This window comes from Streptomyces sp. NPDC048483, assembly GCF_040651455.1.
Classification (GTDB): domain Bacteria; phylum Actinomycetota; class Actinomycetes; order Streptomycetales; family Streptomycetaceae; genus Streptomyces.
In genome coordinates, this window is the sequence record NZ_JBEZJZ010000006.1 from 36,492 (window position 1) to 49,174 (window position 12,683).

Consider the following 12,683-nt stretch of genomic DNA (forward strand, 5'->3'; position numbering starts at 1 on the left):
CGTTCGCTCAGCGGTACGGTTCGGGGCGCCGTGGTGGGTCCCGCCACAGAGGCCGGCCGGGCGCTCGCGGTCAGCGGTCCGGTTCGGGGTCCTTGAGCCAGTTGATCAGCTCCGTGGAGAACGCCGCCGGGTCCTCCTCGTGCGGGAAGTGCCCCAGCCCGTCGAAGAGCCGCCACCGGTACGGGGCCTCCACGTACTCGCCGGAGCCGGCCGCGCTGCGGGTGCGCATCACCGGGTCGAGGGAGCCGTGCAGATGCAGCGTCGGGACCCGTACCGGCATCTTCATGCGGCGGTTGAACTGGATACCGTCCGGACGGGCCATCGAGCGCACCATCCAGCGGTACGGCTCGATCGCGCAGTGCGCCGTCGAGGGGATGCTCATCGCTCGCTGATAGACCTCGACGGCGTCGTCCTCGGGCGGCCGGGGCCCGGACCAGTCGCGGATCATGCGGCCGACCAGCGCCGCGTCGTCCGCGGTCAGCCGGCGTTCGGGCAGCCAGGGCCGCTGGAAGTTCCAGATGTGCGAGCTGCGGGTGCTCTGCCGTACGTCGGCGAGCATCGACGAGCGCCACCGCCGCGGGTGCGGCATCGAGGACACCGCGAGCCGGCGCACCAGCTTGGGCCGCATCACCGCCGCCGTCCAGGCGAGGTAGCCGCCCAGGTCGTGCCCGACCAGCGCGGCGTCCGGCTCGCCCAGGGACCGTACGACCCCGGTGATGTCGAGGGCGAGGTTCGCCGGGTCGTAGCCGCGCGGGGTGCGGTCGCTGCCGCCGACGCCGCGCAGGTCCATCGCGACCGCCCGGAAGCCCGCGTCGGCGAGCGCGGGGAGCTGGTGGCGCCAGGTCCACCAGAACTGCGGGAAGCCGTGCAGCAGCAGCACCAGGGGGCCGTCGCCCATCTCGGCGATGTGGAAACGCGCGCCGTTCGCCGCGACGTCCCGGTGTGCCACCTCTCTCGCGCCGGGGACGTCGAGCCGTACGACCGAGGCGGTGCTGTCAGGGGCTGTCATACCGACGAGCGTGTCACAGACTCCAGGGCCGGGTGGTCCGGCGCGACGCGCGGGTGCGGCTTGGCCTTCTGCAGTACGGCCGCGGTCTCCCTGGCGGAGATGATCGACTTCTCCGGCTTCTTGATCTTCTTGACCTTGGCCATCGCGATGAGGACCAGCAGGCCGGCGAGGACCAGGAAGGCGCCGCCCACGATCAGAAAGGACCAGGCGAGCCCGAGGCCGAGGTTGTGGATACCGTACGCCGCCGCGAAGCTGAGCACCGGCAGCGCGAACAGCGCCAGCGAGCCCGCCACCATGAAGGCGGCGCCGCCGATGCCGGCCCGCTTGGCGTCCTGCCTCAACTCCGCCTTGGCCAGCGCGATCTCGTCGTGCACCAGTGCGGACATCTCGGCGGTGGCCGTGGCCACCAGTTGCCCGAGGCTGCGGTCCGTGCTGCCGTCGGCTGCGCTCATCGCCGTCTCCCTCTTCTCTTCGCCCGGATGGCAAAGCCTCTCAGATCATGCCGGACCATCGTCTCCGGCGTGGGGGTCGGCGGCTACTTCGGCAAGGCGGCGGTGTTCGGCGGCCCTTGCCTCGAGGATCGCGGCCATCCGCAGGTGGTACTCGGGCTTGTCGAGTTCGTAGATGTCGGGGATGCCGTCGCGGTCCTCGTCCCGCTCCTCCTCCTCGCACAGCTTGCGGTACTTGTTGTTCCGCAACTTGAGGAGTACGGCGGCGAATACGGCGGCGAGCAGCGAGCCGATCAGCACCGATGCCTTGATCTCGGCGGCCAGTGCGAGGTCGTCGGAGAAGGCCAGTTCGCCGATGAGCAGCGAGACCGTGAACCCGATTCCGGCCAGGGTGGCGACGGCGAAGACATCCGGCCACTTGAGGTCGGGGTTGAGTTCCGCCTTGGTGAAGCGGGCGGTGGCCCAGGTGCCGCCGAAGACCCCCAGCGCTTTGCCGACCACCAGGCCGAGGACGACGCCGAGCGTCTCGGGCCGGGTGAAGACGTCGTGGACCGCGCCGTCGGAGATGGACACGCCCGCGGAGAAGAGGGCGAACAGCGGCACCGCGAGGCCGGCCGAGAGCGGGCGGACCAGGTGCTCGATGTGCTCGCCGGGGGAGTGGCGCTCACCGTCGTGGCGGTGGCAGCGCAGCATCAGACCCATGGCGACGCCCGCGATGGTGGCGTGCACCCCGCTGTTCTCCATCAGGCCCCAGATGATCAGCGCGAGCGGGAGGTAGATGTACCAGCCGCGAACGCCCTTGCGGAGCAGCAGATAGAAGATCGCCAGGCCGATGACGGCGAAGCCGAGCGCCAGGAAATTGATCTTTGAGGTGAAGAAGACCGCGATGATCAGGATCGCGAAGAGGTCGTCGACGACGGCGAGGGTGAGCAGGAAGGCGCGCAGCGCGGACGGCAGGGACGTGCCGATGACGGCCAGGACGGCGAGCGCGAAGGCGATGTCGGTGGCGGTGGGGACGGCCCAGCCCTGGAGCGAGCCGCCGCCGATGGCGTTGACCACGGCGTAGACGATCGCGGGCATCGCCATCCCGCAGATCGCGGCGATCACCGGGAGGGCGGCGGCCTTGGGGTCGCGCAGTTCGCCGGCGACGAGTTCACGCTTGAGCTCGATACCGGCCACGAAGAAGAAGAGCGCGAGCAGGCCGTTGGCGGCCCAGTGCTGGACGGACAGGTCCAGGCCCAGCGAGGCGGGCCCGAGGTGGAAGTCGCGGATCGCCTCATAGCTGCCGCTGAGGGTGTTTGCCCAGATCAGGGCCGCGACGGCGGCGACGAGGAGCAGGACACCGCCGACGGTTTCCGCGCGCAGCGCGTCCGCGATGAAGTTCCGCTCGGGCAGTGACATCCGCCCAAGGAAAATGGAACGACGGTTGTGGGGCGCGCTCACGGAATGGCCTCCGGTCAATTCGGCAGCTGTGTACGGCTGTTGCAGTTGCCGACCAGACTTCCCGGCGCACCCTGAAATTCTTTGCGTGTCATTAACGCGCTCACTACTTTACCGGCGGGTGCAAGGGGTGATCCAGTGGCCCTCACTTTACGGGTATAACGGGCGCCCGGCCGCCGGAGTGCGACGGAGGGGCACCGGGCCACTACAGCCCGGTGCCCCTCCGTGAGCCGTCCGGCTCAGTCCTCGCTGGCCGCGCCCGGCAGCTTCGCCTGGATCAGGTCCATGACCGTGGAGTCGGTGAGCGTGGTGACATCACCGAGGTCGCGGTTCTCGGCCACATCGCGCAGCAGCCGCCGCATGATCTTGCCGGAGCGGGTCTTGGGCAGCTCCGCGACCGGCAGGATCCGCTTGGGCTTGGCGATCGGGCCGAGCTGCTGGGCGACATGCGCGCGCAGCTCGTCGACCAGGCCCTCGTCCTCCGTCGCCCCGCCGCGCAGGATGACGAAGGCGCAGATGGCCTGGGTGGTCTGCGGGTCGGTGGCGCCGACGACCGCGGCCTCGGCGACCTTCGGGTGCGACACCAGCGCCGACTCCACCTCGGTGGTGGAGATGTTGTGCCCGGAGACGAGCATGACGTCGTCCACCCGGCCCAGCAGCCAGATGTCGCCGTCCTCGTCCTTCTTGGCGCCGTCGCCCGCGAAGTACTTGCCCTCGAAGCGGGACCAGTACGTGTCCAGATAGCGCTGGTCGTCGCCCCAGATGGTGCGCAGCATCGACGGCCACGGCTCGGTGAGGACGAGATAGCCGCCGGCGCCGTCCGGGACCTCGTTGGCGTCGTCGTCCACGACGGTCGCCGCGATGCCGGGCAGCGGCAGCTGCGCCGAGCCCGGCTTGGTCTCCGTGACGCCGGGCAGCGGGCTGAGCATCATCGCGCCGGTCTCGGTCTGCCACCAGGTGTCGACGACCGGCGTGGCATCCGCCCCGATGTGCTTGCGGTACCACATCCATGCCTCGGGGTTGATCGGCTCGCCGACCGACCCGAGGACCCGCAGCGACGACAGGTCGAACTTCGCCGGGATGTCGTCGCCCCACTTCATGCAGGCGCGGATCGCGGTGGGGGCGGTGTAGAGGATCGTCACGCCGTACTTCTGGACGATCTCCCACCAGCGGCCCTGGTGCGGGGTGTCGGGCGTGCCCTCGTAGAGCACCTGGGTCGCGCCGTTGGAGAGCGGACCGTAGGTGATGTACGAGTGGCCGGTCACCCAGCCGACGTCGGCGGTGCACCAGAAGACGTCGGTCTCCGGCTTGAGGTCGAAGACGGCGTGGTGGGTGTACGAGACCTGGGTGAGGTAGCCGCCGGTCGTGTGCAGGATGCCCTTGGGCTTACCCGTCGTCCCGGAGGTGTAGAGGATGAACAGCGGGTGCTCGGCGTCGAACGCCTCGGGCGTGTGCGTCTCGCTCTGCCGCTCGACGATCTCGTGCCACCACACGTCCCGGTCGTTGTTCCAGGTCCCTCCTGCCTCTTCGAGGGACTGGCCGGTGCGGCGGACGACGAGGACGTGGCGCACCCGGTCCACGCGCTCGATGGCGTCGTCCACGGCCGGCTTGAGTGCGCTGGGCTTGCCGCGCCGGTAGCCGCCGTCCGCGGTGATGACGACCCGGGCGTCGGCATCCTCGATGCGGGTCGCCAGCGCTTCCGCCGAGAAGCCGCCGAAGACGACGGAGTGCGGGGCGCCCAGGCGGGCGCAGGCCAGCATGGCGATGACCGTCTCCGGGATCATCGGCATGTAGATGGCCACCCGGTCGCCGGTCTGCACGCCCAGCTCGATCAGGGCGTTGGCGGCCTTGGAGACCTCACGCTGGAGTTCGGCGTAGGTGATCGTGCGGGTGTCGCCGCCCTCGCCCTCGAAGTGGAGGGCGACCCGCTCGCCGAGGCCGTTCTCCACATGCCGGTCCACGCAGTTGTACGCGACGTTGAGCTTCCCGTCGGCGAACCACTTTGCGAAGGGCGCGTTGGACCAGTCGAGTGTTTCGGTGGGCTCCACCGCCCAGTTGAGGCGTTTGGCCTGCTCGGCCCAGAAGCCCAGCCGGTCCGCCGCGGCCTGTTCGTACGCGGCAGCCGTGACGTTGGCATGCGCGGCCAGATCGGCGGGCGGTGCGAACCGTCGCTCCTCTTTCAGCAGGTTGGCCAGGCTTTCGTTGCTCACGACTTCTCCCATTCCCAGGGGCGTCCGATGTGTCCCGGGCCATAGCTCATCAGCCCGCGCCCGGCCGTGACAAGGGCTGTGGAAAACTATTGGTGTAGACCTGTCAGAATCTCCTGCCCCGGAGGGCCGTTCGGTGGCCGCCGCGCAGGTCAGACCCTGGCCGACGCCGGCTCGCCGCGTACCGCCGAGAACCGCCCGGAGGCCTCGTCGAGCACATACGCCTGCGCGTCGCCGACATGGAAATACATGCCGTGCAGCGCGAGCGAGCCCTCCGCCACCCGGCGGGCCACACACGGGTGTGCCCGCAGGTGGTCGAGCTGCTGCAGGACATTGACGAGCGCCAGCCGTTCCTGGTCATCGGTCACCGGCCGGTTGTTGAGGGCGACTTCGCCCCGGCCGAGCCGTCCGATGCGCGCCATACGGGCCAGGCTCGGGTGGCCGTGCCGCAGCCACCGGGCGAGCGGGGTCGGCTCGGTCTCGTCCGGTGCGGCGGAGGCCAGCAGCGCCCCCATCGCGCCGCACCCCGAATGGCCGCACACCGTGATCGAGCCGACCCGCAGCACCTCCACCGCGTACTCGATCGCCGCCGCCACGGAGTCGCAGGAGGCGTCCGAGCCGGGGGGCGGCATCAGATTGCCCACATTGCGTACGGTGAACAGGTCGCCCGGACCGCTGGACGTGATCATGCTCGTGACCAGCCGGGAATCGGCGCAGGTCAGAAACAGCTGGGTGGGCCGCTGGCCCTCGCGCGCCAGCCGTGCCAGCTCCTCGCGCACCAGAGGCGCCGTGTGGCGCTGGAACGCGCTGACCCCGCCCAGCAATTGGCTGCCGCTGCTCTCCGGCGCCGAGGCGCGGGCCGGGGCGGGCCGGGTGCAGTGGTGGTTGCGCCACGGCGTCCACGGGCGGCAGGAGTGCGCGCTGGCGGGCTCGGCGATCGGGCGGCCCGAGCGGCCGCCGAGGGTGACCCAGCCGCCGTGCGCCCGGTGCCCGGCGGACCAGGACCGCAGCGCCTCGTAGGCGGCATGGTCCATGAACGAGCCGCACAGCTCGACGACGACATTGGCGCGGGCCGGCACCAGCGCCAGCGCCCGCGTCAGCCGCGGCACCGCCAGGAACGTCAACTGTCCGCTGACCCGCACCCGGTGGCAGTCCTCCTCCTCGGTCACGGCAATGCGTGTGTGGGTCAGCCGCCTCAGTGCAAGAAACACCGCGACCGCGATTCCGGTTGCCACGCCCTGCAGTACGCCCAGAATCACGACCGCGCCCAAGGTGGCGGCGTACACCGGGAATTCGCGGTGCCGCTGCACATGGCGGATGTGCGCAAAGCTCACCATGCGTACGCCGACGACCATCACCAGGGCGGCGAGCGAGGCCAGCGGGATCAGCTCCAGCGTCCCGGCCAGCAGGCCCGCGCAGAGCAGCACCCAGACGCCGTGCAGCACGGTGGCGCGCCGGCCTTCCGCGCCCGCCTTCACATTCGCCGAGCCGCGCATCGCGCCACCGGAGACGGGCATGCCGCCCAGCAGCCCGGAGACGGCATTGGCGACGCCCTGGCCGGCCAGCTCGCGGTTGAGGTGCGAACGGCCCTGTGGGGCGCCGGGCTGCTCGGCCGCGAGGCGGTCCACCGCCACCGCGGACAGCAGCGACTCCATGCTGGCCACCAGGGTGACGGTCAGCACCGCGGCGGCGACGGCCGGCCAGGAGGCGTCCGGCAGCGCGGGCAGTTCGGGCAGTCGCCAGGACGGCAGATCGACCCGCGGCACCGCCGTCCCCGTACTGACGGCCGTAGCGGCAAGGACGGCGGCCAGCGGAGCCGGGACGGCCCGTGCCCAGCGCCCGCCGCGGCCCGGCAGATGCTTCCAGCCGGCCAGTACGGCGACGGTGACGGCGCCGATCAGCAGTGCGGCGGTGTGCGGGTGCTCCAGCTGGCGCGGCAGCGCGGCGGCGTTGTCGAGCGCCGAGCTGTCCGGGCGGCCGCCGAGCACCACATGGAGCTGTCCGACGGCGATGGTCACGCCGATCCCGGCGAGCATGCCGTGCACGATCGCCGGGCTGACGGCCAGCGCCGCGCGGGCCACCCGCAGCACCCCGAGGGCGAGTTGGACGAGCCCGGCAAGGGCGGTGATGGCGCAGGTGGCGCGCCAGCCGTAGCGCTGGACGAGGTCGGCGGTGACCACCAGGAGGCCGGTGGCCGCGCCGCTGACCTGGAGCGGGGCACCGCCCAGCAGCCCCGCGACGATGCCGCCGACGGCCGCGGCGATCAGGCCGGCCTGCGGCGGGGCACCGGTGGCGAGGGCGATGCCGAGCGACAGCGGAACGGCGAGCAGGAAGACGACGATCGAGGCGGAGAGGTCCCGGCGCAGCGCCGGGAGGCCGGCCCTCTTGGCGCGCGGCTCGGATACGGGGTCCGTACGGGTCTCGGGCGGGTTCTCGGTGGGGTGCGGGGCGCGCGGCTTGGGCGGCGGCGACTTCTCGATCTGCGACATTCCCGTCTCCTCCGGGGCGGCGCGGTCGCGCGGGGCGCGATCGTGGGCGGCGGTGTACTGCGGCGGGACGCGAGCCGACCGGGTGGACGTCGCGATGGGTGACGGTCCGGTCACTCTCAAGCATCGGTAAATGGATCGTAATGTCACGTAAAGACAAAGAGAAGCTTTTTCGGGCATATGAGGCAGTCGCTCACTCCATTGAGTGAATTAAATGACTATTCGACTGGCTTTTTCGCCCTCCTCTTAAGGTGCGGGCGTTTTGGGGTAGTCCTTCCGATTAATCACTCGGAAGCGCTCGGAATCACTCGGAAGGTGCCGCGGCACCGGGAATGAGGTGGGCCAATGGCGCCACCGGCGAAGGTCACGGCGTCCATAGCGACGGCGGTGGCGCTGGCCGCGATAGCCGGCTGCGGCGGGTCATCGCGCAGCGGCCCACCGCAGCACACCGGAAAGGGACGCGCGGCGCCGCCCGCCTCCGCACAGACGGTCCGGCTCATCGGCGACGGCTCGACCGCCTACACCGGAGAGCAGCCGCATCAGCCCACCCCCCTGCGCCTCGAGCCGGGCAAACGGCCCCCGCAGTTCGTGGTGTTCTCCTGGGACGGCGCGGGCGAGGACAGCCAGAAACTGTTCTCGCACTTCCGCGCGGTCGGTAGGAAGTACCAGGCGACCATGACGTTCTTCCTCAGCGGCGTCTACCTGCTCCCGGAGGCCAGACGGGACCTGTACACCCCGCCCCGGCACGCCCCCGGCACCTCGGCGATCGGCTTCAACGACGTCCGGGGAATCAAGGACACCGTGACGCAGTTGCGCGGCGCCTGGCAGGAGGGCCACGAGATAGGCACGCACTTCAACGGCCACTTCTGCGGCCCTCGTGGCGGCCGCGTCTGGACGCCGGACGAATGGATCAGCGAGATCGAGCAGGCCGAGGGGTTCGTCAAGCACTGGAAGACCAACTCGGGCCTGATATCCGAGCGGCCGCTGCCGTTCGACTACTCCAGGGAACTGGTCGGCGGGCGGGCGCCGTGCCTGGAGGGGCAGCGCAATCTGCTCCCCGCCGCCCGGGAGATGGGCTTCCGCTACGACGCCAGCTCGTCCGGCGGACTGCAGACCTGGCCGCACCGGACCGACGGCATCTGGGACTTCCCGCTGCAGGCGATACCGCTGCCCGGCCGGGACTCCGAGATCCTCTCGATGGACTACAACTTCCTCGCCAACCAGTCCGGCACCACCGACGGCAGCCGCGCGCTGCACGCCACCTGGGGCCGGCAGATGCTCGCCGGCGTCATGGCGGGCTTCGAGCGCGCCTATCACGGCAACCGCGCACCACTGTTTATCGGCGACCACTTCGAGTCCTGGAACGGCGGCACCTATATGGCTGCCGTCGAGAAGGCCATCAAGACCATCTGCCTCAGGAAGGGCGTCCGGTGCGTCAGCTTCAAGCAGCTGGCCGACTGGCTGGATGCGCAGCAGCCGCAGGTGTTGGCCAGGCTGCAGGAACTGCCGGTCGGCGAGGCGCCGGACGGCGGCTGGGCGTATCTCACCGGCGCCCCCTATGGGCCGACGGGCAGAACGGCCGAACCGGTGCTGCCCGCCGCCGCAAACGCGAGGATCAGGCCGGTTGCGGAGTAGCCGCCCCCTCCAGCAGCACAAAGGCGGGGTCGACCTGCGCGGCCAGGTCGGCGCCCGTCTTGGCATTTCCCCAGCTCTCGGCGTTCTTGAGGTGGAAGTGCACCATCTGACGGGTGTAGCGCTCCCAGTCACGGCGTTCGTACGAGGCGTCGGCCGCGTGGTGCAACGCCTCGAGGGCACCGCGGTTGACCTCCTCCAGCTGCGCGAACGGGGCCTGGCGGCCCTTCTCCATGGCGCGCACCCAGTCGGAGTGCCCGACGGTCACCAGCAGGTCGTCACCCACCTCGGCGCGCAGATACGCCAGGTCGTCCGGGCCCTGCACCTTGTTGCCCACCACCTTCAGGGGGACGCCGAAGTCCCGGGCGTACTCCTTGTACTGGCGGTAGACGGAGATGCCCTTACGGGTCGGCTCGGCCACCAGGAAGGTCATGTCGAAGCGGGTGAACATCCCGGAGGCGAAGGAGTCCGAACCGGCCGTCATATCGACGACGACATACTCCTCGCGGCCGTCCACCAGGTGATTGAGGCACAGCTCGACCGCGCCGACCTTGGAGTGGTAGCAGGCCACGCCCAGATCGGACTCGGTGAACGGGCCGGTCGCCATCAGCCGTACGAAGCCGTCGTCCAGCGGCACGGTCCGGGCGCAGGCGTCGTAGACGGGGTTGTCCTCGCAGACCCGCAGCAGACGGGAGCCCTCACCGGGCGGAGTGGTCTTGATCATGGTCTCGGCGGAGGGGAGCCGGGGGTTGCTGCCGCGCAAGTAGTCCTTGATCAACGGGAGATGGGCGCCCATCGCGGGGAGCGCGGCGGCGGCCGCCTCGTCGAGGCCGAGGGCGGCGCCCAGATGCTGGTTGATATCGGCGTCCACCGCGATCACGGGGAGCCGGGCGGCGGCGAGGTGGCGGATGAACAGGGAGGACAGCGTCGTCTTGCCGCTGCCGCCCTTGCCTACGAAAGCGATCTTCATGTTCACCAAGGGTAATCGTCATATCGCGATGGGTGAGTGCTTTGCGTGAAGAAGACCACTCCTTCGAGGGGTCCGGCCCGGTGGTGCGTAGGGTCGTACCCATGGCTGCACACTCCCGGGGCACGACCCCCGCATCCCCGAACGCGAGCGCCGATCCACTCGTCGCCCTGGCGTCGCTCCCGGGGGTCGCCGACGCGGTGGACTCCGTACGCAAGAGCGTCGACCGGGTCTACGGGCACCGGATCATGCGCCGCCGCAGCAATGAGGTCACCTCCGAGGCCGCGCTGCGCGGAGCGCGTGGTTCCGCTGCTCTCGCGGGGGCCGACTGGGCGCTCGAAGAGGTCCGGCGGCGCACCGATTTCGGTGTTGACGGTGAGCCGCGGACGGTCGGTGCGGCGCTGCGGCTGACCGCCGAGTCCGGGCAGCTGCTGAGCGTATGGCGGCAGTCGCCGCTGCGGGTGCTGGCGCGGCTCCACCTGGTGGCGGCCGGGGGAGAGGCGGCGGACGAGACGGTGGGGCGGCCGCGGCTGGGCGCCGAGCCGGTGGACGAGCCGCTCATCGAGCTGGCGCTGCCGGACGCCAATGAGGTCGCTGGGCGGCTGGACGGGCTGTCGCGGCTGCTGCTGGCCGGCAGCGAGGCCCCCGCCCTGGTGACGGCCGCGGTGGTGCACGGCGAGCTGTTGGCGCTGCGGCCCTTCGGTTCGTACAACGGGCTGGTCGCGCGGGCCGCCGAGCGGATCGTGCTGGTCGGCAGCGGGCTGGACCCGAAGTCCATCTGCCCGGCCGAGGTGGGACATGCCGAACTGGGGCGCGCGGCGTATGTGGCGGCCCTGGAGGGCTATGCCTCGGGGACGCCGGAGGGTGTCGCGGCGTGGATCGCGCACTGCGGGCGCGCGGTGGACCTCGGGGCGCGGGAGAGCACCGCGGTGTGTGAGGCGCTGCAGCGCGGCGCGGCATAGAGCCGGACCGGCGGGACAAGTCGCCGGCGGTATGGGCCGGACCGTCGGTATAAGCAGCGCTAAGGGGGCTCGTCCTCAAGGGCGGCGCCCTTAACTGGCCTTTAGCGGATTCACCGCAATTGCCCTGAACAGGGGTTGCGGCGGTACCGGTTCTGCTTTGGTACCGCCGCTGGCATGTCCGTCGCGTGACCATGCGTGCACGATATTTTGCCGATCAGGTCGGAAACTTTGTCCGTTACCTGGTGCGGCTGGCCCGTAATCGACGGGTCGGCGTCGCGTGGGTGCCCGACTTTCATGCTTCGGTCCGTGGGGCCTTGCTGCGTTTCTAGGTAGTCCTCTCGGATGTCCTTGGTCTCGCGGGCCGTTAAGTCCTTTGTACTACTTATGCGGGGCAAGCGGAAGCCCGCACCGCAGATATTTACGTTTGGCCTCAAATACGGGCAATGCGGGCCAGGCGCCTTGACGTCGTCCGGCGCCGGCTCGCGTACCAGACCAGGCCGGCGGTGGCGGCCGCCGCACCCACCGCGGCGACGGCGGCGAGCACCGGCCGAGGGGGCAGCGACAGCGCCGGCAGCCGCTGCTTGAGCGGCACCGGCCGGTTGAACGAGAGCACCGGCCAGCCGCGCGCCACCGCCTCGCGGCGCAGCGCCCGGTCCGGATTGACCGCGAAGGCGTGGCCGACCGCCTCCAGCATCGGCACATCGGTCGCCGAATCGCTGTACGCATAGCAGCGCTCGAGGTCATAGCCCTCGGACGCGGCGAGCTCCCGGACGGCCTGCGCCTTGGTCGGCCCATAGGCGTAGTACTCCACCTCGCCGGTGAAGCGGCCGTCCTCGCCGACCACCATCCTGGTGGCCACGACCCGGTCGGCGCCCAGGAGTTCACCGATGGGCTCGACGACCTCTGCGCCCGACGTGGAGACGATGACGACGTCCCGCCCGGCGGCGTGGTGTTCCTCGATGAGCGAAGCCGCCTCGTCATAAATGATCGGGTCGATCAGACGGTGCAATGTTTCGGCGACGATCTCCCGGACCTGGGCCACATCCCAGCCACGGCAGAGCGAGGAGAGATATTCGCGCATACGCTCCATCTGGTCGTGATCGGCGCCGCCGGCGAGGAACACGAACTGGGCATACGCAGTACGCAGGACGGCCCGGCGATTGATCAGGCCGCCTTGGTAGAACGACTTGCTGAAGGTCAGCGTGCTCGACTTTGCAATCACGGTCTTGTCCAAGTCGAAGAACGCGGCAGTACGGGGAGTCGAGTGAGGCACGGAGTGGTTTTCCACGGGGTGAGCATAGGGGCCAACCATTCGGCGTAAGGTGCGGCGCGTGGGTTTGCCTGAGAAGGCTCTCGGGTACACCATGGAAGTCACGGATCGTTCGCGACCGTGCTAACCCGGTCCGGCTCCTCCCCCCCCGAGTCGGCCGTGGGGACGACCCCCGCTCTCCCCCCCGGCGGGGGTCGTCGCATGTCCGGACGCCTTTTGCGCCGCGAAACCCGGATCCGGCCCCTCCCTTCCTCCTGTGCT

9 protein-coding genes are annotated in these 12,683 nt (G+C 70.3%); 2 read left to right on the forward strand and 7 right to left on the reverse strand.

What is annotated here, in order from left to right; genetic code table 11:
• Positions 1–70: 70 nt before the first annotated feature.
• The 5 genes from AB0D04_RS04945 to AB0D04_RS04965 form a co-directional block, all read right to left on the reverse strand.
• Positions 71–1,009 (reverse strand): alpha/beta hydrolase, encoded by a 939-nt coding sequence (locus AB0D04_RS04945; protein WP_362699466.1) that lies wholly within the window; start codon positions 1,007–1,009, stop codon positions 71–73.
• Entirely contained in the window at positions 1,006–1,461 is a 456-nt protein-coding gene (locus AB0D04_RS04950; RefSeq protein ID WP_362699468.1) for a phage holin family protein, read from the reverse strand. Before AB0D04_RS04950 ends, AB0D04_RS04945 begins: the two co-directional genes overlap by 4 nt.
• A 45-nt stretch (positions 1,462–1,506) precedes the next feature.
• On the reverse strand, positions 1,507–2,859 hold the full coding sequence (gene nhaA / locus AB0D04_RS04955) for a Na+/H+ antiporter NhaA (protein WP_362699470.1): 1,353 nt from the start codon (positions 2,857–2,859) through the stop codon (positions 1,507–1,509).
• 278 nt (positions 2,860–3,137) lie between these two features.
• Positions 3,138–5,108, reverse strand: coding sequence for an acetate--CoA ligase (gene acs / locus AB0D04_RS04960; protein WP_362699471.1), 1,971 nt, complete (start codon positions 5,106–5,108; stop codon positions 3,138–3,140).
• A 149-nt stretch (positions 5,109–5,257) separates the two neighbouring features.
• Positions 5,258–7,594, reverse strand: a complete 2,337-nt coding sequence (locus tag AB0D04_RS04965; protein WP_362699473.1) for a bifunctional SulP family inorganic anion transporter/carbonic anhydrase — start codon at positions 7,592–7,594, stop codon at positions 5,258–5,260.
• 342 nt (positions 7,595–7,936) lie between these two features.
• On the opposite strand from AB0D04_RS04965, the gene AB0D04_RS04970 reads away from it, so the two are divergent.
• The gene (locus AB0D04_RS04970) at positions 7,937–9,226 is read left to right on the forward strand and encodes a hypothetical protein (RefSeq protein WP_362699475.1); all 1,290 of its coding nucleotides are present in this window, start codon (positions 7,937–7,939) and stop codon (positions 9,224–9,226) included.
• Here AB0D04_RS04970 and AB0D04_RS04975 read toward each other — a convergent pair.
• On the reverse strand, positions 9,207–10,193 hold the full coding sequence (locus AB0D04_RS04975; protein ID WP_362699477.1) for an ATP-binding protein: 987 nt from the start codon (positions 10,191–10,193) through the stop codon (positions 9,207–9,209). The genes AB0D04_RS04970 and AB0D04_RS04975 overlap by 20 nt on opposite strands.
• Before the next feature lie 101 nt (positions 10,194–10,294).
• On the opposite strand from AB0D04_RS04975, the gene AB0D04_RS04980 reads away from it, so the two are divergent.
• Positions 10,295–11,152, forward strand: a complete 858-nt coding sequence (locus AB0D04_RS04980) for an oxidoreductase (RefSeq protein ID WP_362699479.1) — start codon at positions 10,295–10,297, stop codon at positions 11,150–11,152.
• Positions 11,153–11,582: 430 nt separating this feature from the next.
• Here AB0D04_RS04980 and AB0D04_RS04985 read toward each other — a convergent pair whose 3' ends face one another.
• Complete coding sequence (locus AB0D04_RS04985; protein WP_362699481.1) at positions 11,583–12,464, reverse strand: HAD-IB family hydrolase; 882 nt, start codon at positions 12,462–12,464, stop codon at positions 11,583–11,585.
• Between the last annotated feature and the right edge of the window lie 219 nt (positions 12,465–12,683).